The sequence below is a fragment of the Rhodopirellula bahusiensis genome (assembly GCF_002727185.1).
Classification (GTDB): Bacteria; Planctomycetota; Planctomycetia; order Pirellulales; family Pirellulaceae; genus Rhodopirellula; species Rhodopirellula bahusiensis.
Window position 1 is genome coordinate 145,161 of record NZ_NIZW01000008.1, and the last position, 22,272, is coordinate 167,432.

At 55.6% G+C, this 22,272-nt stretch carries 17 protein-coding genes; 12 read left to right on the forward strand and 5 right to left on the reverse strand.

Annotation, left to right across the window (positions count from 1 at the left end; translation table 11 throughout):
* Nucleotides 1–98 precede the first annotated feature (98 nt).
* Together CEE69_RS11840 and CEE69_RS11845 are read left to right on the forward strand one after the other, a co-directional pair.
* Entirely contained in the window at nt 99–1,532 is a 1,434-nt protein-coding gene (locus tag CEE69_RS11840) for a trypsin-like peptidase domain-containing protein (protein WP_099260843.1), read from the forward strand.
* A complete protein-coding gene (locus CEE69_RS11845; RefSeq protein ID WP_099260844.1) occupies nt 1,525–3,999 on the forward strand; it encodes a heavy metal translocating P-type ATPase in 2,475 nt (824 codons plus the stop codon). The genes CEE69_RS11840 and CEE69_RS11845 overlap by 8 nt, the downstream gene beginning before the upstream one ends.
* 14 nt (nt 4,000–4,013) lie before the next feature.
* On the opposite strand, the gene CEE69_RS11850 is transcribed toward CEE69_RS11845, so the two are convergent.
* The gene (locus CEE69_RS11850) at nt 4,014–4,490 is read right to left on the reverse strand and encodes a DUF305 domain-containing protein (RefSeq protein WP_099261009.1); all 477 of its coding nucleotides are present in this window, start codon (nt 4,488–4,490) and stop codon (nt 4,014–4,016) included.
* 210 nt (nt 4,491–4,700) lie between these two features.
* Here CEE69_RS11850 and CEE69_RS11855 point away from each other — a divergent pair, with 210 nt between their 5' ends.
* Together CEE69_RS11855 and CEE69_RS11860 are read left to right on the forward strand one after the other, a co-directional pair.
* Complete coding sequence (locus tag CEE69_RS11855; protein WP_099260845.1) at nt 4,701–5,252, forward strand: RNA polymerase sigma factor; 552 nt, start codon at nt 4,701–4,703, stop codon at nt 5,250–5,252.
* Nucleotides 5,253–5,318: 66 nt separating this feature from the next.
* Entirely contained in the window at nt 5,319–5,999 is a 681-nt protein-coding gene (locus CEE69_RS11860) for a hypothetical protein (RefSeq protein ID WP_099260846.1), read from the forward strand.
* Between the two features lie 6 nt (nt 6,000–6,005).
* Here the strand turns inward: CEE69_RS11860 and CEE69_RS11865 are convergent, their stop codons facing one another.
* Together CEE69_RS11865 and CEE69_RS11870 are read right to left on the reverse strand one after the other, a co-directional pair.
* The gene (locus tag CEE69_RS11865) at nt 6,006–7,397 is read right to left on the reverse strand and encodes a hypothetical protein (protein WP_099260847.1); all 1,392 of its coding nucleotides are present in this window, start codon (nt 7,395–7,397) and stop codon (nt 6,006–6,008) included.
* Nucleotides 7,398–7,492: 95 nt separating this feature from the next.
* Nucleotides 7,493–9,052, reverse strand: coding sequence for a TolC family protein (locus tag CEE69_RS11870; RefSeq protein WP_449314203.1), 1,560 nt, complete (start codon nt 9,050–9,052; stop codon nt 7,493–7,495).
* Between the two features lie 280 nt (nt 9,053–9,332).
* On the opposite strand from CEE69_RS11870, the gene CEE69_RS32825 reads away from it, so the two are divergent.
* From CEE69_RS32825 to CEE69_RS11910, 7 genes are all read left to right on the forward strand, one after another.
* The gene (locus CEE69_RS32825) at nt 9,333–9,887 is read left to right on the forward strand and encodes a hypothetical protein (RefSeq protein ID WP_233215159.1); all 555 of its coding nucleotides are present in this window, start codon (nt 9,333–9,335) and stop codon (nt 9,885–9,887) included.
* Nucleotides 9,888–10,164: 277 nt separating this feature from the next.
* Nucleotides 10,165–12,300 carry an efflux RND transporter periplasmic adaptor subunit gene (locus CEE69_RS11885; RefSeq protein WP_099261010.1) on the forward strand — a complete coding sequence of 712 codons (2,136 nt, stop codon included), beginning with the start codon at nt 10,165–10,167 and terminating at the stop codon, nt 12,298–12,300.
* Nucleotides 12,297–12,815: a four helix bundle protein gene (locus CEE69_RS11890; protein WP_099260850.1), complete on the forward strand. Its 519-nt coding sequence runs from the start codon at nt 12,297–12,299 to the stop codon at nt 12,813–12,815. Before CEE69_RS11885 ends, CEE69_RS11890 begins: the two co-directional genes overlap by 4 nt.
* Complete coding sequence (locus CEE69_RS11895; RefSeq protein WP_099260851.1) at nt 12,808–16,356, forward strand: efflux RND transporter permease subunit; 3,549 nt, start codon at nt 12,808–12,810, stop codon at nt 16,354–16,356. The genes CEE69_RS11890 and CEE69_RS11895 overlap by 8 nt, the downstream gene beginning before the upstream one ends.
* A 114-nt stretch (nt 16,357–16,470) precedes the next feature.
* The gene (locus CEE69_RS33160) at nt 16,471–17,850 is read left to right on the forward strand and encodes a hypothetical protein (RefSeq protein ID WP_233215160.1); all 1,380 of its coding nucleotides are present in this window, start codon (nt 16,471–16,473) and stop codon (nt 17,848–17,850) included.
* 134 nt (nt 17,851–17,984) lie between these two features.
* On the forward strand, nt 17,985–18,260 hold the full coding sequence (locus tag CEE69_RS11905; RefSeq protein WP_143549204.1) for a hypothetical protein: 276 nt from the start codon (nt 17,985–17,987) through the stop codon (nt 18,258–18,260).
* A gap of 19 nt (nt 18,261–18,279) precedes the next feature.
* Nucleotides 18,280–18,939: a GNAT family N-acetyltransferase gene (locus tag CEE69_RS11910; RefSeq protein WP_099260853.1), complete on the forward strand. Its 660-nt coding sequence runs from the start codon at nt 18,280–18,282 to the stop codon at nt 18,937–18,939.
* A 76-nt stretch (nt 18,940–19,015) separates the two neighbouring features.
* Here CEE69_RS11910 and CEE69_RS11915 read toward each other — a convergent pair whose 3' ends face one another.
* A complete protein-coding gene (locus tag CEE69_RS11915; RefSeq protein WP_233215161.1) occupies nt 19,016–20,152 on the reverse strand; it encodes a mercuric transporter MerT family protein in 1,137 nt (378 codons plus the stop codon).
* Nucleotides 20,153–20,377: 225 nt separating this feature from the next.
* Between CEE69_RS11915 and CEE69_RS11920 the strand changes: the two genes are divergently transcribed.
* Nucleotides 20,378–20,782 (forward strand): MerR family transcriptional regulator, encoded by a 405-nt coding sequence (locus tag CEE69_RS11920; RefSeq protein WP_099260854.1) that lies wholly within the window; start codon nt 20,378–20,380, stop codon nt 20,780–20,782.
* Between the two features lie 8 nt (nt 20,783–20,790).
* Here CEE69_RS11920 and CEE69_RS11925 read toward each other — a convergent pair whose 3' ends face one another.
* Nucleotides 20,791–22,266: a PP2C family protein-serine/threonine phosphatase gene (locus tag CEE69_RS11925; protein ID WP_099260855.1), complete on the reverse strand. Its 1,476-nt coding sequence runs from the start codon at nt 22,264–22,266 to the stop codon at nt 20,791–20,793.
* Nucleotides 22,267–22,272: the final 6 nt, after the last annotated feature.

Genomic DNA, 22,272 nt, shown 5'->3' on the forward strand with positions numbered 1-22,272 from the left:
TTGCTGACATTCGCTGTTTTCCAAGAACTCACAAGAAATCCAATACGATGCATACAACCAACCAGTCAAAGAAACATTTTGCCCCTTCGATTCTCTGCATGTTTTGTTTGCTTTTAACCTCCCATCTGGGCGCGGTAGAGCCGATGCCGCTGGACAGTGAAGTCGAGCGACTGTCCGCGAATCAACTTTCCCGTGTTGTTCGCGAGTTGGTCACGGAAGCATCACCGGGAATTGTGACGGTTTATGCTTTGCGCGGTCCACGCATGACTCCTGCGTGGCGGCTGCGAGAAGCGACCAAGCAACTGCGGAAACACCCCGAGTATTCTCATCAGCACGCCTCGCCTTCGTTCGAGTCGCCCGACGATCAAGGCTCCGGTCTTGTGATGGATACCGAAGGCTATGTGTTGACGTGTAACCATGTTGTCGAAGGTGCCAACGCGGTCTTTGTGCGAACCGCGGATGGTCGCAAAATTCACGCCACGAAGGTTGTCGGCGACCCGGTGACCGATCTAGCCGTGATTCAACTCGGCGACACCGATCAGTTGACACCCGTTCGCTTCGGCGACTCCGATCGTCTTCGTGTCGGAGATTGGGTCGTCTCGTTGGCTTCGCCCTATGATCTCCAGCAATCAGTCAGTGTGGGCATTGTGAGTTCGACGAATCGGTGGCTATCGAGTTCTCCAGTACCGATGATCCAGAATGATGCGTCAACGAACCCGGGAAGCTCGGGCGGGGCTTTGTTGAACCTTCGCGGCGAAGTCGTCGGCATCATGGAAGGTTGCCTGAGTACAACGCGAGAGTTCCAAGGAATCGGACTCGCGACGCCCGTGAACGTCGCGCGAGAGATCGCCAACGAACTGAAGAGCCGTGGCTTTATCCAGAGAGGCCATTTCGGCTTTGATACTCAGCCCTTGTCCGCTGACATGGCAACGCTGCTCGAGTTGTCGGCTGATGCTGGCATCTATGTAAAGCATGTTTATCCCGGTTCCCCCGCCAACGTCGCCGGATTGCGAGTGGGCGATATCATTGTCAGTTTTGATGACAAAGAGATTGACCAATCATTCGACCCACAGACATTCACCGCTGATTCCACGCCCGGCAAGCGACATCATTTTGAAGTAGTTCGTGATGGTAAAACCATTCAAATCAAAGCGGTGATGCAACAGGAGCAGCCCTCTATCGACGAACCCAGAATCCCGATCGACGCTGCGGCAGAGGATACATTTGAGCACTTTGACAAAGCATTCGGGCTTGGACTGGCAAACCTCAGTGAAGAACTGATTCAGGAATTGAATCTACTGCCGAATACCCATGGCGTCTTAATCACCTACGTTGCGATGGAAAGCGCTGCTTACCGTGAAGGCTTGGCGGCGGGCATGGGAATTGCCCGCGTGAACGATCATGCCATTACCAACCTCGAAGAATACCGTGATCGCATGTCCAAGCCTCGGCTTCCCAACCGAGCGTTGTTCCTAATTCAAACAGGCACCGACACGCACCTTGTCCTCCTGAACAACGAAAAAGATGAATAAACAAAAGATTGAAATGAGCGTGTTGTTGCCATCGGTGACCGACGCGAACGATCTCTGTGTCGAGCGGCTGACCAATTTGCTTGTCTCGAGAGCGGGGATCGACGAGGCTCACGTGACGCAGGCGACAGGCGATAATCCGCAGAGCATTTGCATCCACTACGATAGCGATGTCGTTTCCACCGGCGACGTCAGGGCACTGGCAAAGCGAACCGGAGCGCAACTGGACCAACGCTACGGACATTGGCTTGGCACGTCGGACGCCATGCACGCCCGTCGAGCATCGGCCATTGAATCGAGGCTCTCAGGAATCGACGGGGTACTCGAAGCGGTCGTTGCGCCGGATGGTGCCGTCCGCGTCGAATACGATCGGCAGCAAACGTCCGAAGAAGCCATCGAAAAAGCGTTCGGGCAGTGGGCGGCAAACTCGAGCGTCGTCGCCGAGGATCATGCGGATCACAAGCACGACGAAGAAGGTCACGAGGACGATCACGACCATGCCGGGCATGGCCACGCGCACGGCGGCATCTTCGGGCCGAAGTCAGAGTTGATCTTTGCGATCCTCTGCGGCACATTCCTGTTGGTCGGTTGGCTAATCGAAACGTTCACCGAATGGAACGAATGGATTTCGCTGGGTTGCTTCCTCGCCGCCTACGTCTTCGGCGGCTATTACACCGTCACCGAAGCGATCGAGAAAATCCGAGCCGGCAAGTTTGAGATCGACTTCCTGATGATTGTGGCTGCCGCCGGTGCTGCGTCGCTGGGAGCGTGGGCCGAGGGTGCGTTGCTGCTGTTCCTGTTCAGCATCGGTCACGCCTTAGAAGGCTACGCGATGGGGCGAGCCAAACGTGCCATCGAAGCCTTATCGGAACTGGCCCCGAAAACCGCACGAGTTCGACGCGATGGCAACGAATCTGAAATCCCCGTCGAAGAGCTGGTCGTTGGCGACATCGTCATCATCAAACCGGACGAACGAGTCCCGGCGGACGGTTTCGTGACCGCCGGAGAGTCCAGCATCAACCAAGCACCGATCACTGGCGAGAGTGTCCCCGTGGACAAGCAACCGGTCGACGACGTTGCCGCTGCCGCATCTGATCCAGAATCGCTTCCGCCGGAGCATCGTGCATTCGCGGGAACGATCAATCAATCCGGCTCGCTCGAAATCCAAGTCACCAAACTCGCATCCGAAAACACGCTGGCTCGCGTCGTCACGATGGTCAGCGAAGCGGAAACGCGGGTGTCGCCAACGCAGAAGTTCACCAAGAAGTTCGAGCGATACTTTGTCCCGTCGGTCATTGCCGGTGTCGTACTGTTGATGTTCGCACCGCTCGTCATCGACGAAACCTTCAGCGAATCGTTCTATCGAGCGATGGCGGTTCTGGTCGCCGCCAGCCCATGTGCGTTGGCGATCGCAACACCCAGTGCGGTGTTAAGCGGCGTCGCCCGAGCGGCACGCGGCGGAATACTTGTCAAAGGTGGCGGACCACTGGAAAGCCTCGGCAGTCTCGACTCGATTGCGTTTGACAAAACCGGAACACTCACCGAAGGCGAACCCAAAGTCACCGACGTTCGCACCGCTGACGGTGTCGATGAAGCCGAACTGTTGAGAACAGCAATCGCCGTCGAAGACCTCAGCAAGCATCCGCTTGCTAAAGCGGTCGTTCGCGACGGAAAAGAGAGATTGGGAGACGGGGAGTCTGGGAGTGGGGGAGCGATTCCTGATGCGACTGATTTGCAGAGTATCACCGGTCGCGGCATTCAAGCGACGGTCGAAGGAGACATTGTTCACATTGGCAAAGACGATCTGTTCGCCGAAGTCGACGGGCCACCGCTGCCAGACAGCGTACGCGAGATTGTCGAATCGCTGGAAGAGAACGGACGCACAACGATGATCGTCCGGCGCGGTGATCGTTACCTCGGCGTGATCGGTTTGATGGACACACCCCGTGAAGCCTCCAAGCGAACGATCTCGCGGCTTCGCGAGCTCGGCATCGAGCGGATGATTATGATTTCGGGCGACAACCGAAAGGTCGCCAATGCGGTCGCGAAGGAAGTGGGTCTCGACGAAGCCCGCGGCGACTTAATGCCCGACGATAAGGTCAATGAAATTAAGAAGCTGCAGAGTGAAGGCGGCGTCGCAATGGTCGGAGACGGAGTCAACGACGCCCCGGCGATGGCATCCGCTTCCGTCGGTATCGCGATGGGAGCCGCCGGAAGCGACGTGGCTCTTGAAACTGCTGATGTTGCCTTGATGGCTGACAATCTCGACCACTTACCGCTGGCCATCGGCCTCAGCCGCGCCACACGCCGCATCATCCGTCAAAACCTCTGGATGAGTCTCGGCATGGTCGCGTTCCTCGTCCCCGCCACCATCCTCGGCCTGAACATCGGCCCCGCGGTTGCACTTCACGAAGGCAGCACGCTCGTCGTCGTTTTCAACGCATTGCGACTATTGGCATACAAACAATAGAGGTCATTCGCGAGTCAATGTTTCAATGCCAATGCATTCGTTTCTTCGTTTTCCAAGTCCGCAATCAGTCGTTGCATCTCCGCGATCTCCTTCTTTTGGGTTTGGATGATTTGGTCGGCCAGTTCGCGGACTCGAGGGTCGGTGATTTCGGCTCGTTCGCTGGTCAGGATCGCGATCGAGTGGTGTGGGATCATGGCTTTCATCCACGAGACATCTTCAACGGTCTCCTGGCTGCGTACGAGGTACAGCGAACCAGCGAAGACGGCGACGCTGGTAGCGAAAATGGCCACGTTGGTCTTCCTACTCTTATACATGCCGAGCATGAACGACAACATAATCATTGCCATCGTCGCTCCCATGACGAGTGCCATGTAGAAGCGAGTCTCGCTCCAGTAGACGTGGTCGATCGCGTAGGTGTTCAAATACATCAACAACAGCATGACTGCGGTCGAAGTGGCGATCATCGCTCCAAAAAGTCGGTAGTTGGACATGCCGTTTTCCTTGCTCTGTTTGTGATTCGAGTGCCCAAACGAATTTGCAAATACGGAGCCGAGGTATCCGAATGCCAGGAGAAATATCAAATTCCAACGCGAAGTCGCGATGGCCAGTGTGATGCGCGACCGCATTGGTCGGAAATCGCCGTGGCACGCCGAACGCAAAGGCCGCTAGTACCCCCCTCGGGTATCGGTGCAATCTGACAAATGGAGCATCGCAGTGAGAGCAATGACAAAGAGCCAATCGACGACGCAACGGTCAAGGGCGGTGCGGGCGGCGATCGCGCTGCGCTCCGCCAGATTTACGAGGCCACTGCGGATCGCGTCTTCCGCTTAATGGTGCGGATGGTCGGTCAACAGGACGCCGATGACTTAACGCAGCAAACGTTTGTTCGAGCGTTCACGAAGCTCGATCAATTCAGTGGCGAGTCGAAGTTTGAGACGTGGCTGTATCGACTGGCCACCAACGAAGCTTTGCAGCATTTGCGCCGTGAGAAACACCGGCGGACCAAAGAACTAGTGGTCGAGCCGACCGCTGACCAAACCGACCACGTCGAGCAAGACGAACGAGTCGCGATGGTACGAACTGCCCTCGATCAACTCGATCCGGAACTACGGGCGATCTTCACGCTCAAAGAAGAGAGCGGTTTGTCGTACCAAGAAATCGCCGCCACGCTCGGCATCCCCGAAGGCACGGTCGGTTCGAGGCTCAATCGGGCGCGGCGGGAATTGAGAAGATTGATTGGCAAAGGACGATGATTTGCGCGCCCGAAAACTCTCGTCGGTGTGCCTGCACTTAAACGCAACCGTTTACCTAGGAGAAGCATGTCAGAATCAAAGCAGAGTCGTGGAATCAACTGGTCGGCCATTTCAGCGATCGCCGCCATTGCAGCGGTCGTCATTGGGGTTCGGTACAACGCCAAACAACTGGAGCTTTCGACGAGTCAGCTCAGTCAACAACGTCAGCAATTTGAGGCTCAGTTGGAAAGACAGATGAAGCCTTTTGTCGCATTCGATCGGGTGACATTTAGCTTCCCAATTGAATCATCGGATGTTCAGAACAGACGTTTTGATTTCATCCGCAAGGATGGGATGGTGGTTGATCAGATACCGATCCCCTCGCTGACGAATTATGGACCTGGTCCAGCGCTGCACGTCGAAGTCAGTTACGAAGGGACAGTCAAGACACTTTCACCGACCGCTCCCATGCACCTGCTGCCACAGCAGCAGGCTCGATACTTTGCAATCCCAGGTGCAATCAACGATGCGAGTGATCCTAAGCGGTCCACGAAGGAGAGCGTGTTGATCCGCTGTCGCGACTCGCGGGGCCGCCAGCACCAGACGGAGCAGGAATACACCTGCAGCGTCGATATCGAGAACAAAACGATTCAGTTTCAGTTCGGGACGATCACAACGCTTCCGATCGACTTCACGATGCCCGAATACTCCCGATTCAGCTCGTGGTCGGCACCCGATGTGAAGCCGACCTACGATCTGACACCATGAATTGAATCATCGCCAGCCGAGCGGATCATCTTCTTCCGTGTAGCGACCGAACGGATCACGCAGTTGATCGGGGCGTTCCTGGCTCCGTGACGTTGCCGCTACGACGACAATTCGGTCAGCTTCAAGTGTTTGTCGAACGATCTCTTTTAGACAGTCCGTTTGGGCTGATGAAGATCCGAACCATCCAGATCGGACCATGTTGCAAAATTCAGTGTTGTTCAAAGAACGAGGTTTGCTTTCCCAATCAATTCGCAGGCCGCCTTTTGGGCCTTTCGATGCGGGGGCTGCAGCAAAAGCATTCCACAAACCGAGTGGAATGTAGAAACCGGAGGCCATGCTGTTGTCCAGAGAACTCTTTTGTTTCGCCTCACAGAACTTCAGAAACAGCGTCTCTCCGCCCAGACGGTAGCTTGCAATGGATGGCTCAGCGTCCTCCAATCTTCGCAGCATCGTTGCTGCTTCATTCATCCGCTCCACTTCCCCTGCGTAATTCTTGTCGCTGTTGGGGTAGTAAGTCGGTTTGCCATCTCCTTTAGCGGATAGCCTTTTGTACTGGACCATTACGAACGATTCATGGACATGACTGAAATAGATCAAGTCCACGCCGAGCGTGTGTTCGAGCGGTTGATGATTGCAGTTGATAATCGAGAGCGTCTCACCGGTGTCGTTGGACACATCAACACGACTCGTAATGTAGGGTTTGATGAAGTTAAAACCCGGAAACGACATTGCATCCAAATTGATCTGCGAGTCTTCACGAACGTTGTAGTGTGACAATCGGTTTAGAAAGCTGGTTGCCGCTTGTTGTGCCGGTGTGGTGCCACGCAGAATATCTTTCCGCAGACGCAATCCGCCAAATATCTCGAGCGACGTTACCACTGCGTCACGCTCGATGTCGGCAATGCCGCCTTCGGCTTGGCTGCGAATGGAGGCGAGTTCAGCTATCAGCGATTGAATGCCGGGCATTCCCGCCCGCAAGCTCTGCGACACGCCTTGAAGTGCCCCAAGCAAGGCTTCTGATGTCTTCTCGGGCAATCGGGTCGCCTCACCGAAGTTTGTGTCGACCTTGTTGCGAAATCGCCCGTCCAATCGTTCAAGAACAACCTCAACGTCAGTCCGACCCGTTTCCACAACGCCGCTGACTTTCAATTGCTTCTTTCCCGTTGCGATCCACTTGCCGAGCTGGGACACACCGACGAAGTCGATGCTTAGCTCGGGGCCATCATCGCTTAGTCTGCTTTCATCGTCCTGTAGCGATACCAAGCAGATTTGATTCGTCTGTGGTGCCACGTCTGCTACAGATACGACCGCTGTAAACTCGCCCCGATCTTCGATTGCTTGCTTGATGCTTTCCGCATCACCGCCTCGAAATTTCAGCCATATCAATTCATTCTTCATGTGATTTTCCTCTTGTAAGGGTTTGATTTACCTTAAAAGAGTTCGCTTCGCAGGATTCTCGCAGCAAATTGCCAAAATACTTTTTGGCCCGCAAATTACCGCGATTCCGTCGTATATGGGCAGCCGACCGTTCGATCCAATTGAGCGATCGTGCCGGCCAGTGTGGCGTCGATGCGGGCGAGTTGGGTCTCGAACATTAACAGCTCGCGGTAGGTTTCGATCAGCGTGAAAAAGTCCGTCCGTTTGCCTCGGTAGTCGGCGATCGAAAGTTTTAGTGTGTCTTCTGTTCGCGGAATGATGCGATCTTCGTAGATGTTGCGTTGCTCGACCAACGCGTCGGCTTGAACGATCAGGCGGCGAATCTTGCCGTATAGTTCGTCGCGCTCGGCTTCTAGTCGGCGAGTCGTGCTGCTGCGACGATGAGCGGCTTCGCGGATTCCGGCGTTGATCTTCTCTCGCCAAATTGGCAACGTTGTACCGAAACTGACGCTGAGTTGATCGTTTCCGTTGGCCACTGGGCTAAGAACGTCATGGTTGTCGCTGACCAATCCCCAATTCAACCCGACACTGAAGTCTGGATACTGCTGCAAGCAAGCCAATCGCTCTTTGTCGCGATCGCGTTGGATTTCCCATGCGAGGCCACGTAGCTTCGGATTGCACCGCTCGGCCAACGCGATCAACTCTTCAATTTGCTGGGGCGTGTCAGTGATGCCTAGTTCATTTGTCGTTTCGGGAAGTATGCCGACGGGTTGCTGTAGCAACGTAGCGAGGTCGGCTTGGGCAACCAACTTTTGCCGAGCGAGCGTGATGAGTTGTTCGTCGAGTCGATCGGTTTCGAGTTGGGCACGCAACACGTCTTGTTGCGAACCGCCACTGCGATAACGCGCCTCTGCAACGTCGGTCAGGTCGGCGACAAGGTCTTTGGTTTCCTCGACGATGTCGATCGCGCGGGTTGCGAACCAGACTTCGTAATAGGCGAGACGAACAGACTCGGTGATCTCGCGAGCAATCGCGTCAACTTCCGTTTGGGCGATTTGCACTTCGCGGCTGGCTATGACCGCTTTGGTTTTCAGCTTGTCAGGAAACGGCACCATCTGGTTGACCGACATCTGGTTAGCTACCCGGCCGGCCGCGGTTTGGATGGCGTTGTCGTGCAAAGGCCAGAAGGTGTTGTTGAATGTCGGGTCGGGCAAGGCTTTGGCTTGCGGGATGACATTGGTTGCCGCAGCGACACGTTGTCTGGCGGCGAGGATTTTGGGGTGACGTGCGAGGGCAGTGCCTATGAAATACTCGACCGGCTGGCCAGTTGGGGAGTTGGGAGAAGGGGAGTCTGGGAGATCGGGAGTCTCGGAATTGTCATTTGTCTTGTCATCTTCATCGCTCTCCGTGTCTACTTGTCTCCCCCTCTCCGTGCCTTCCTCCTGCTCGTCTTCTTTCTCCCCACTCCCACCTTCAAACTCCCCATCTTCTTCCTTGGGCGGATCGAGTTGCAGAAAGTCTCCGAAACTTCGTTTGCTGTCTTCCTGGGGTGGCTGGGCGAAGACGGCGGGCGATGCGATCACCACTCCGTCGTTGTAGCCGACGGGCTGTATGGAAGCAGTTTCGGGATCGCTAAGGACTTGCTGCCAATCGACGTCGCTGTTCGCGCCCGACATCGGGGTGGAAGCGGCGACCGGAGCGGTGACTTTTGCTACCTGAACGCCGCGTTGGGAGGCACAACCGGACGCCGACGCGGCAACCAATGCTGCTAGCAGCAATCGTTTGGCGTGGGTCGTTCTGGGTCTCAAAGAATGCCGATCCATGGCGTTCAGGTCCTATTGAGCTATAAATGAGCTGTTAAAGTTTGCCTAGCCGATTAATTCCTATTGAACTCTTCGGCAAAATTTCCGATACAGTTCATATACCGGGCATGGGTATCCTTTTCGGAAGGTCACAGTGAGTAACTCCCCCCTAATTCGCACCGCCGTTAATCTTTGTCTGATCGCTGCAATGGTGATTCAGCCGATGACGCTGGTGGCTGCGCAGGGAACATGTGCTCAAGGTCAGTGCTGCGGGGCCGAAACGGTCTGCCACGCTTGCAAATGTTGTGAAGTGAAAACGGACGGCGATCTGTGCGGTTGCTGTAACGGCAACGAAGAAGAGGCCGGCAGTTGCTGCGCGAAGAAAGGCGAACAATCAAAGCATGACGACCTGTTCGGTGAAATTTCCGATGTCGTTCCCGAGCCACCGAAATCCGTCGACGAGAAATTAGTTCAAGACCAAGTTGCGTTGTCATCGTGCATGTGTGGTATTCGATCAGAACCGCTAGCACCGGCACCACATCGCGTACCTGTCCCTCAGGTTCGTGATTTGGTCGTGATTGCGTACTTGGATCACGTTGCATCCGAGGCTGGACTTTCAATTCGTCCAGATCAACTGATGTCACGATTGCCGATCGGCGATCACTCACCGCGTTTCGCTCAGCGGTTTCTTTGCATCTGGCGCATTTAGCGTCGTCTCGATAGGAGAGCTGCGCGCTCGTAGCTCCTCGTTTTCAAGTTGGCTTTCATGCGAATGATGCTGCGCGCTCGTTCCGTATGAAGTCATTCCAGATGCATTCCCTACGCGATCTGATCGCGTCACCAAAACAATGAACCGGTCACAGCCTGGAGGCGATGACTGGTCGATCATGCGATCCCCTCCGTCGCATCGTCGGCCAGTCACCTCTTGAGCTGACGTTCGTGGATGGAACCACAAAAGCGTGCCGGAAAACGCCGCGAGAACTGTCATGAATCAGGACGAACCAATCAAACCCGATGAAGCCGACGTTGACGACCAGGTCAGCAGCGTGGATGCGGATGCGTCGACCGATAGCGAGCCAGTGGAAACGGTGGTCGAGGAAACGCCCGCACCTATTGAAGCCAAACCGGCCGCACCGCAAAGTGATGGCGGGATGAAGTGGCTGGTGCACACGGGTGTGCAAGCCGCAACGGTTGTCGTTGTCGCTGGTCTTGTGTTTTTCTTGCTCGGGGTCGCCCAGCGGACTGAGTGGTTGACCGCGGATGGTTTTTCCGGCGGACAAGGTGATGTCGTCACAGAAACGGGCGGCGGCGAAGACAAACGATACATCTGCCCGATGATGTGTACGCCACCGTCGACCGAACCGGGTCGCTGCCCCGTCTGTGCGATGGAACTGGTCGAAGCAACTGGAGGTGGAGGCGGCGACGGCATCTCGGTCACGATTGAAGCATCCGCCCGGCGATTGGTCGGTATTCGAACCGCGATGTCAAAGATGGGTGAAGTCAATCGCACCATTCACACGATCGGCTCGATCGACTACGACGAAAGCCAACTTTCGACCATCAGTGCCTACATCGACGGGCGTTTGGAAAAGATGTACGCGAACTACGCCGGCGTGAAAGTCAATGAAGGCGACGACCTGGCGTTGATCTACAGCCCACAGCTCTACACCGCACAAACCGAGTTCATCACCAGCATGAACAACGGCGGCAAGATTGGTCGGTTCCAAATGGACAATGGCGATCTGAACAAGATGGCTCGCGAAAATTTGGCAGAGTTGGGAATGACTCAATCGCAGATCGACCAACTTGCGAAGTCCGGCAAGGCGATGTCACGCATCCGCATCAAGTCACCGCAAAGCGGAACGGTGATCGAGAAGTCAGCCGTTGAAGGAGACTACGTGAAAACGGGACACAAGCTTTACCGCGTCGCCGACCTTAGCAGTGTGTGGTTGATGCTTGATCTGTTTCCCGACGACGCATCGGCAGTTCGTTTTGGCCAACAAGTGGAAGCGGAAATTCAGTCGGTGCCGGGCGAAGTATTCACGGGCCGCGTCGCTTTCATTGACCCGACGGTGGACCCGAAGACCCGAACGGTACGCGTCCGTGTCGAGATCATGAACTTCGACGGCAAACTGCGACCCGGCGACTACGCCACTGCTCGGGTGACTGTGCCGGCGATCCCAATGGACCAAGTTTACGATCCGGCACTGGCGAACAAATACATCAGCCCGATGCACCCGCAAGTCATCCGCGACGAACGCGGTAAGTGTCCGCTTTGTGATATGGATTTGGTGCCAACGTCGCAACTCGGGTTCGCATCAGAACCTTTGCCGATGCAGCAAGTTGTGACCGTCCCACGTGACGCGGTGTTGCTGGCGGGTGAAAACAGCGTAATTTATGTCGAAACCGAACCGGGGCGTTTCGAGATCCGCCGAGTGACCGTTGGACCGATGAATCGGCAAGAAGCGGTAATCGTCGAAGGGCTGGCGGCTGGCGAAACGATCGCGACGGGCGGCAATTTCTTGATCGACTCGCAAATGCAGCTCGCCGGAAACCCATCGTTGATGGACCCAAAGAAGGCACCGAGCTATTCACCGGGACCACTAGAGCTTCCAGAGACAAGACCCGTCATGCTGGCCAGCGACGCGGGCAAGACGCTCGATCGAACCTACGACGCCTACTTTGAAATCCAATGTGCGATGGCGGCGGACCAAACGCCTCCGCCCGTCGCACTGAACACGCTGATCGAAGGGCTCCGTGAGTTGGAAATGTCGACCAGTGTTCCCGACGAAGCTCAACGCCGGTTCGCGACCGCTCGCCGCGCGGCGTCCCGCATGGACGGTTCGTTGGAAACGGCACGCGAAGCGTATCGCGGCGTCAGTCACGCGATGTTGCGGGCGGCCACGGTGGCTCGCGGGCCGAAGACGGCAGTGAAGTTAACGCACTATTACTGCCCGATGGTTCCCGGAGGCGGTGGTGACTGGATGCAGCCCGGCGGCGATTTGCAGAACCCGTATTGGGGCAGTGAGATGCTGACGTGCGGGGAGTTAGTTAAGGAGATGGGAGTTGGGAGTGGGGAGAAGCAGGTTGCTGCTGGTGGGGCATTGGGAGATTTGAAATGAGTGAGCAGATTAAGACGCATCGCGATTTGATCGTTTGTCAGAAGTCGTTTGTGGCGGGGAAGCGAATTTTTGAGTTGTCGAAAGCATTTCCTCGTGAGGAGATGTATTCGTTGACGGATCAGATGCGACGATCATCAAGAAGCGTGAGTGCCAACATTGCGGAGGCTTGGCGTAAGCGTCGATATGAAAAGCATTTTTGTAGCACGCTGAACATCGCCGAGGCGGAAGCCGCCGAGACGCAGGTCTGGATCGAGTACGCATCCGTGCATGGATACCTCGACGCGGAAACGACGAAACAGGCAATCGAGTTCTACGACGAAATTTTGCGAATGATCGTCGCGATGATTTACGGCTCCTCAAAGTGGTGCGTCGATTTTAAGTTGGGAGTGAAGGGGTCGGGAGTGAAGGAGAGCGGAGAAAATTACATCATCGAGAACGATTGTCCTGTGCTCGATCAACAACTTCTCCTAGCTCCCACCTCCCCTACTCTCACCTCGGAGCGAAGCGATGCTTAACCTAATCATTCGCTTTTGTGTCAAAGAGCCTTGGCTGGTCGTCTTGCTGACCATTGGTCTAAGCGTCGCCGGTTGGGTCAGTTTTAAGTCGATTCCGATCGACGCGATTCCTAACATCGGCGAGAACCAAGTTATCGTTTTGACGCCTTGGCCAGGGCGATCGCCAAAGGACATCGAAGACCAAGTCACCTATCCGCTGAGCGTTTCGTTGCTCGCTGTTCCCGGTGCGGAATCAGTGCGTGGCAAGAGCATGTTCGGCTACAGCTTTGTTCAGGTCACTTTCAAAGACGAAATTGACTTCTATTGGGCACGCAGTCGAGTTTCTGAGCAACTCGGAAGTGCGGCCTCGCAGTTGCCCGATGGCGTCGTCCCGCAACTTGGACCAGACGCCACCGGATTGGGGCAGGTTTACTACTACACGCTTCAGCCACCCGAGGAAGGTATGGGGCTGGCCGAACTTCGCAGTCTGCAAGACTTCGTTGTGAAGTACGAGTTGCAGGCGGTCGAAGGGGTCAGCGAGGTCGCGTCGATCGGCGGTTACGTTCGCCAATACCAAATCGAAGTCGACCCCGACAAGCTTCGCTTTCACGACGTGTCACTCGACAAACTGGCGATGGCGATCAAGGGCTCGAACATGGACGTCGGTGCCAAGACCGTCGAAACGACGGGCATGGAGTTCATCGTCCGCAGCAAAGGCTTCCTCGGCAGCGATGGCGACAAAGACAAGGCGGTCGAGGACATCGAGGACACTGTCATCATGCAACGTGACGGCGTGCCGGTTCGTGTTCGCGACATTGGCAGCGTGCAGATCGGGCCGGACTTTCGCCGCGGTGCGTTGGACTACAACGGAGCCGAAGCGGTCGGCGGTGTGGTGGTAATGCGATACGGCGAAAACCCGCGAGTCGTCATCGACCGGGTGAAAGAAAAGATTGCCGCGATCACACCGTCGCTCGGGGGCGTGACGATTCATGGCGTCTACGATCGCAGCGGCTTAATCGACGAGACGATGGCGACGCTGACGCATGCGTTGCGTGACGAGATCATCATCACGGCGATCATCATTCTGTTGTTCTTGTTGCACATTCGCAGCAGCTTCGTCGTCGCGATCTGTTTGCCGGCAGCAGTGCTGATGTCGTTCATTGCGATGCGTGTGGTCGGCGTCGGTGCGAACATCATGTCGCTGGCGGGGATTGCGATCGCGATCGGCACGATGGTCGACATGGCGATCATTGTTTCGGAGAACATTTACCAGCATCTTTCGGATTGGGAATCTGGCAGCGACGAGGCTCGCATCAAACAACCTCGTACGGAAGTCGTCTACGAGGCAACGGTTGAAGTCGCACCGGCCGTCGTGACCGCCGTGGCGACAACCATTGTCAGTTTCTTGCCAGTCTTCTTTTTGACCGGCCGCGATTACAAACTGTTCTCCCCGCTGGCTTACACCAAGACATTTGCGATTGCTGCAGCGATGATCGCGGCCGTCACGATTGTGCCCGCCTTGTGTCGATTGATGTTGCGGAGCAGCGTGAGTCGAAAATCGACCGCGCTGGTTGCCGCGTTGTCGCTCTCCGGATTGCTCGGTGCCGCGTCCCATTTCTTGTGGGGGTCACGACTCGCAGAGCGATTCGGCTTGGATACTTGGATTGTGACCGTGATCGCGGCCACGATTGGGTTCATTGGCGGTTGGCAATTGCTGCGAGAGCGGATTCGGCCGATCGAAGAGATTCCTTCCAGCCGCTTCGTTCGCTGGATTTACGCAGCCCGATTGCGACACGCCCTGAACCACAAAGCGTTCGCGCTTTCGTTTCCGTTGATGCTGTTGATCATCGGCGTGGGTGCCTACGTCGGAATGCCAACCGTGCTCCGTCCGGTCGAAAAGTTCGCGAACCTGTTCGGTGCCGATCTGAATGACTTTCCCGGCTACGTCGATGCCAAGCATGTTTTTACGGGGTTGCAGAGCGACGACTGGATCGCGCTCGACGAAGGAAGCTGGTTCTATATGCCGACGCTGTACCCGGCAGCCAGTTTTTCGCAAGCGATGCAAGTGTTGCAGACGCAAGATGTTTTGATCGGCCAAATTCCCGAAGTCAAAGACGTGCTGGGCAAGATCGGTCGCGTCGAATCGGCACTCGACCCCGCGCCGGCCGCGATGGTCGAAACCTATGTGATGCTCAAACCCGAAAGCGAGTGGCGAGAAGGCGTCTCGGCTCGCGACGTGTGGGACGAAATCAACCGCGTCGCAACACTTCCCGGTGTCACGCCTGCGTCGGCCCTACAGCCGATCGAGGGCCGCATCGTGATGTTGCAGTCTGGCATCAAGGCACCGATGGCCATTCGTGTTTACGGCAACGAACTCGATGAGTTGGCTGACGCGGCCATGAATGTTTCGGCTGAATTGAAAAAGTCGCCACTGATCAACGCCGGCACCGTCAATCCCGATATTGTGCTTGGCAAACCCTACGTCGAGTTCACCGTCGACCGCGAAGCGGCATCGCGATACGGGATGAGTTCGTCGATGGTGAACCAAGTCATCGAGACCGCACTGGGCGGGATGAACTTAATCAAGACCGTTGAAGGACGTGAGCGTTATCCAGTGCGTCTCCGTTACGACCGCGACCTCCGCGAACAGATCGACGGCCTGAAACGTTTGCCCGTCGTCACGCACTCGGGGGCCGTTGTGCCATTGGAAGAACTCGCAACACTGGAAACGACTTGGGGGCCGGGTGCAATCAACAGCGAAAACGGTCGACTCGTCGCTCACGTTTCGTTCATGACCAACGGCAGCAAGGGCGATCTGGAATCAGTCTCCGCGATCGAAGAACAACTCCGCGAAGCTCAGTCGCTGCCGCCGTCTGATCCGAATCGGTTGTCGCTTCCTGCCGGCTATTCGCTTGAAGCCGTCGGTAGCTTCCGAAATCAGATCGAAGCCAACCAGCGTTTGATGTGGATCATTCCGTTGGTCATCGGCATCAATTTGCTATTGATCTACATGGAGTTTCGCAACTTCTCGATTTCGTTGGCCGTATTCTCCGGTATCCCAGTCGCCTTCGCTGGCGGCATGATTGCGGTTGCCACGATGGGCGTGGAACTGAATACGGCGGTGTGGGTTGGCTTCATCGCTTTGTTCGGATTGGCCGTCGACGATGGCGTGGTGATGGCGACTTACATTCACCAACTGTTGAAGAAACGCAAAGTCGAAACAGTCGACGACATTCGCAACACAGTCTACGAAGCCGGACTCAAACGCATTCGTCCCTGCATGATGACGACGGTCACGACGCTGGCCGCATTGATTCCCGTGCTGATCGCAACAGGCCGCGGCGCTGACGTGGCTCGAGCCATGGCGATTCCCGTGTTCGGCGGCATGCTGGCCGAACCGTTCACGTCGTTCATTGTGCCGACGCTCTATTGCGGCTATCTCGAATTGAAAATGCGTTTCGGATTTCAAGACGAGCTTTTTGATGATGCAGTGGAGGTGGGAGAGAGGAGTGAAGGAGATCCTCGGTGGCTACCTTCGCCTTCACTCCCAACTCCCACCTGATTTTTCCGTTAGCCCGTGAAGGAATTCACGACTCAGGCATCCAATCAACCAACCTCACTAAGATCGACGGACCCAACGGATGGAGTCCCGAAACTTTAACAACGGAGTTCACTTATGAAACGAACACTTATCATCACCGTTTTCTCACTCGCGATGTCCGCATCGAGCGTATTTGGGCAGACGATCCAATCGCAGCACAATCACGCTGGTCACAACCACGCGATGCCCGGCATGACGCAGGCTCGCGAAGCGACGCAAGCAGGGCCGCATGGCGGCAGTTTGAAACAAACCGGCAACCTGCAAATCGAAACGATTGTTTCACAAGGCGGGCTGAAAATGTTCGTCTACGACCGCGCTGGTCAGCCGGTAACAGTTGACCGGGGACGCGGTGCCGTTTCAGTACGAGTCGAAGGCAATGCGAAACGCTATCGCTACGACCTTTTGCCCGATGGCAAAGGAGCGTTGACCGCTCCTGTGAACTTGTCGCAAATCGCTGGTCGACAGATTGACGTCGATGTGCAATTGGTCGGTATTGCGGCCAGCACAATCTCTTTCAACGAAGTCGCCACCGTTCCGGCCAGCGAGCAACAACTGGCGGCCGCGGCGATCGCACGACAAAAAATCTGCCCCGTCAGCGGAAAGCCGCTCGGCAGCATGGGTGATCCCGTCGCAGTCGATGTCAACGGACAGAAGCTCTACGTTTGCTGTGCGGGCTGTGTGGGCGCGGTCAAGTCGGACCCGGCTAAGTATGCCGCCGGTCGCCCGCAAATCACGGTCACCACAGCGACCCAAGCCGATGCAGCAGCCATTGCCGCCCAGAAGGTTTGTCCCGTGATGGATGAACCGCTCGGTGGTATGGGGACACCGATCAAGGTGATGGTTGGTGACAAGCCGATCTATCTGTGCTGCAAGGGATGCATCAAAAAGATTCAGGCCGAGCCAGCGAAGTATTTGGCGATGGTTTATGGCAACGGCACGCAAGCCAGTGCCCAGCCTGCTGCCACGACGACGGCAAAAATTACCGTCTCAACATCAACCCAAGCCGACGCAGCGGCCATTGCGGCCCAGAAGACCTGCCCCGTCATGGATGAACCACTTGGTGGCATGGGTACACCGATCAAGGTGATGGTCGGCGATAAGCCGATCTACCTGTGCTGCAAAGGATGCATCAAAAAGATTCAGGCAGAGCCAGCGAAGTATTTGGCGATGGTTTACGGCAGCAGTAATCAAGCGTCCGTTCCCGCAGGTACCGAACAAGTTCGGGAAGGCATATTCAAGGTTGTTTCTGCCGATGCGCCGTTTATCGCGGCCCAAAAGAGATGCCCTGTGATGGACGAACCGCTTGATGCGATGGGTGGGCCATACAAAGTCAATGCGGATGGAAAGGCGATCTACATCTGTTGCCCTGGATGCGCGAAGAAGATTGCGGCCGAGCCGCAAAAGTGGTTGGCTGTTCTGAAGTCTCAAGGAGTCGATGCTCCATTGATTCGTTAATCAACTCGGGAGCGAGAACTGCTCGCTTTCGATCTGACTCACGCGGGGGCGGTGTCGCGGCTGATTCACGCAAGTGATGACGTAACCACGCCGTCCCTGCCTTTTTGTTTTCAACTCACGACAAGGACGTCGTCATGAAATCGGTATGGAAATATTGCGTTACCGCAGCGATCGTTTTGCCCCTCTCGCTATCCGCCGGATGCCAATCGCTGCCCTGGGTGGGCAATCGAAAAGACGAACCGGCAATGACCGCTCAGCAGTACGCCGAGCAAGCTGCCGCCAACATTCAATACGACACGGCGATTGATTTCGACACTGACTACCAACCGCCCGCAGCAGATTCGTTCACAACCGCTCCCACTTCAGTTTCGCAGCGTCCCTCATCGGGCGGCGGAAGCTGTTGCCACTAACGCAGGAGCACGTTCTACCATGAAGTCTCAATCCACACGCTCGATACGTTGGTTGGCGTATCGAGTGTTCCGGCGTTTTGCGATCGCAAATGTCTGTCATTTCTATCAGTCGCCGATCGACACGATGCCGCGAACGCCGACGCCTGACAGCTACACGATTGGTTCGTGTCCATCCAAACGGCTACGAGAACACGCATCCGAGTTGGATTACGCAATCCCAGAGCGGGACTTGGAAATGCTGGACGCGGGCGCAGCCAAATGCTTTGCAGCCTTTCAAGCCGAGTCACTCGCCGGGTTCGCTTGGGTCGCCTTCGGAAACATACCCGGTGACATGAACCACGACGGCAAGCCCGAAACTGGTCTGCCAATCCAACTCTCCGACGAAGCCGCTTTCATATTCCAAGTCTTGGTGCTTCCTGCCTACCGAGGACGACGACTGTATGCGGCGATCTTGAGCAGGATGGCCGACGAATTGCAACGCGACGGCATTCGACACCTGGTGCTGACTACCGAAGGATCGAACCACAACGCCCTGCGAGCGGTCGAGCGAATGCAATTCCAAAAAGTCGGCCAAGCATCGTTCTTTCGCGTCGGCCCACTCAGTCGAGCAACCTACCCGACGCTTCCAAGAGATGCTGGATTCACACTCGGACGATATATCGGCGACGACACCGAATGAAGTGCGGCCTTAAACGCTGAGAACAGAGCTGCCCAATGGCATGGTGACTTCGGATAGTCAGAATTCAGTGTTCGCTCTACTTTTCGAGAGACAGCTGTTTACCTTTGAAGCCGGCAAGCTTGATTGCCTCCAGGACTTCTATTTCTGGCACGGCGCAGCAAGTTTCTGTGCCGACCGTGGCTTCCCGTGCCTCATAATTGACATTTACTGCTACGATTCCCGGCACTGTCTTGATAGCTTCGGCGAGGATGCTTGAGCATCCTTCGCACGTCATTCCTTCAATTTTGAATATCGCCTGATTCATGCTTTCGGACAGACCTTCATCGTCTCCCGCTCTCAAAAACACACCCACGTAGCTTGGGAAGAAGAGAAAGGCTACCGCCAGCACCGTCACTCCCCATAGCATGACTTTGTTCAAGGCCATCATGCTAAAGCGGTGTTTGCCAGTCGGAGCACAACAGTCTTCCGCCTTCGCACTTTCCGTGGGGCAGCAGTCGTGTCCCGCTTCGGCTGACGCTATCTTCGGACGGTAGGTGAAGTAGAAAGCTGCTCCGAGAAATCCAAACGTGACAACCATGAACAGCGGGCGATACGTTTCAAGCGTTGCGGCGATCCCGGCCCCAGACACGCCAACTGCCAGCATAAGCAGCGGCAGCCAGCAGCACGCCGAGGCCATGATTGCGGAAACGATAGTACCAATCTTCGCGATCACCTCACCACGGCCTGTCGAGGACTGCACCGTTGATGCGAGTGTCACCGTCGAGTCATTCATCCGCATTTCTTCTTGAGCGATTGCAATACCTTTCGTCACGCTCCCCAGACAGCACGAACCGCTCGGATTCGACGTCTCACAGTGACAGCCGGGGTCTTTCATTCTCGCCCGGATGTCATCTAGAGCGTCGGAGCGGTTCTTCGTGCCAAGTTCTTCTTTGATGCTGCCGACCGAATGGCCGAAGCAGTAGCAAAGTAGGCGCTCGCCGCTGGATTCCTTCACACCGACCGAAACTTTCAGTTGCGACTTCGTGAACTGCCTGTCTCCTTGCTCGGTGAAGTACACCACGTCGCAATTCTGCGATGGGCAAAACCGCCAGCCGGTGTCCTCTTTGATGGATGCGCAGCCTGCGCCTTCGGTAGCACAACAGGATTGACTATCTGTTACGTACTGTTCGGCCAACTCGTCATCGAGCAACGCGCCGATGGTTGATGTGCTCACTCGTCTAGCTTTGTATCCACAGGACGGACACTCAACCCTCGTCGTTGTTTCTTCCCGCTTGTTCATCACACCGTTGCTCCGTGTTTGTGTTTGCCGCATGGGCGACATTTCTGTATTATCGAGGTTGCACCTAGGTGCAAGGTCAAGAGGGGATTTGGATTTCTTCCATTTTCCCCGCGAAAGCCAACGTTTCGCCGGTATGGAACCGTCCCGTGGAGAATAGAAATGAGCAAGCGCCTGACAATCAGCGAGCTAGCGAAAGCCGCTGATATCCCAACAACGACCCTGCGATACTACGAACGTATCCGTCTCGTTGAACCTGAGGACCGTAGTGGCGGGAACTACCGACTCTATAGTGATCACTCGATCAGAAAGCTGAAGTTCATCCGCGCAGCCCAGGCGATCGGATTCACTCTCGAAGACGTAAGATATTTGCTTGCCAATGAAGATGAAGGCACACCGACCTGCGGCAACGTGACGGAGCTGATCGAAACGCGATTGTTAGATATCGAAGAACGTCTCAAAGACCTGAAGCATGTGCGAAGCGTGTTGAAGTCAGCGCTGAGTCAGTGTAGCCAGCAGGGAAAACTAGATTGTTGCCAGGTGATTGCTCAATTGAAAAGCGGTTGACTTTTTGCCTAGTCGAGCGGGCGATCCACTTCAACGACTGGAATCTGAGCCACCAACAGCGTGGTGTCATCGAATGCCTTGCGCCCCTTGCGGAACGTTTCGATGGACGACTCAAACGCTTCAACCAGTTCCCGAGCGTTACTGCGTTTGGCGGTGTTCATCAACTGCTCAATCCGCTCCGTTCCGTACTGTTCTTCACTCGGGTCAAACGCTTCGGTCACTCCGTCGCTAACAATGACTAAACGCGCCGCATCACCGAGCTGGATTGTTTCTTCGTTGTATTGGGTATCCTCTTCGACACCCAAGATCAGATCGCCCACATTCAATCGCACTGGTGTTTCGCGTCCAATTTGCAAGAACGGGAACTCATGGCCTGCATTGGCGTAGGTCAGTTGTCCTTTTTTTGGGTCAACGACCAGTAGCGTCATCGTCGCAAAGTGTCCCATCATCACGTATTCGCAGTATCGTTCGTTGACATCCGTCAAAATGTGGGCAGGGCTGGACGATTTCTTTGCCGCTTCCGACACAAACGCCTTCAACAATGTCGCCGCCATCGCGGCCGGCACGCCGTGTCCCGATACGTCCGCGACGCAGAGTAGATATTGCCCATCGGACAATGGAATCACGTCGTAGTAGTCACCGCCAACATCGTCGGCCGGCTCGAACAACTCGGCGACGTCGATTCCAACCAATCCATTCACCGTCGGCCGTAAGTTCTGTTGAATTTGACGTGCCTTTTCCATGTGAACGCGATGGTCGCGCTGAGCGTGATCCAGAGCCTCAGTCATCGAATTGATCTGATCAGCCAGATAACTCAGTTCTCGACAGCTTCGAGTACGTGCAATCACGCTTAGGTCTCCGGCGGCAACACTCCGCAGCGCCGAAACGAAACCTTGGATTGGTTTGGCGATCAATTGCCGTAATACAGCACTGACCACGAAGGCCGTAATCCCTCCCAGCAATAGGACTCCGAACATTTGGATCAACAACGAGCGGCGTGTTGCGCCCACAACGGCTGAACGTTTCTCTGAAATGTAGACAGTCCCCGCTGGTCCAGTGAAAGACCCGACAACGAGCGCGCCGGTAGCGTTTGATCTGGAGAGGGTTGAATCAGCAGCAGACCGCATTGCCAAGAACATTTCGTCGGAAGCATGCCCATGCGAGACAGCTTGGTACGGAAGCCCTCGCCAATCCGCAGCAATATGGTGACCGGGCGAATCGTCAGTATTCATTCGAGCGCAGACGTTGTCGACCAGATTTTGAATCGCCTCGCCGCCGTGAGGTTCAGCGACCAACAGCGATTCGTACATCGTTTTCGCTTCTTCGGTCAACGCGATTTGCTTCTCGTTCAAATGCCGATCCATCCGCACTCGGTAGTCAACGACAAGAAACAGAACGACAAACCCAAAGAGAATTGCATTGACGAGAACAAGTAGTTGTCGGCTGATCGGCAACTGATGCCATCGGTGTTTGAATGTGTCCATCGGCCT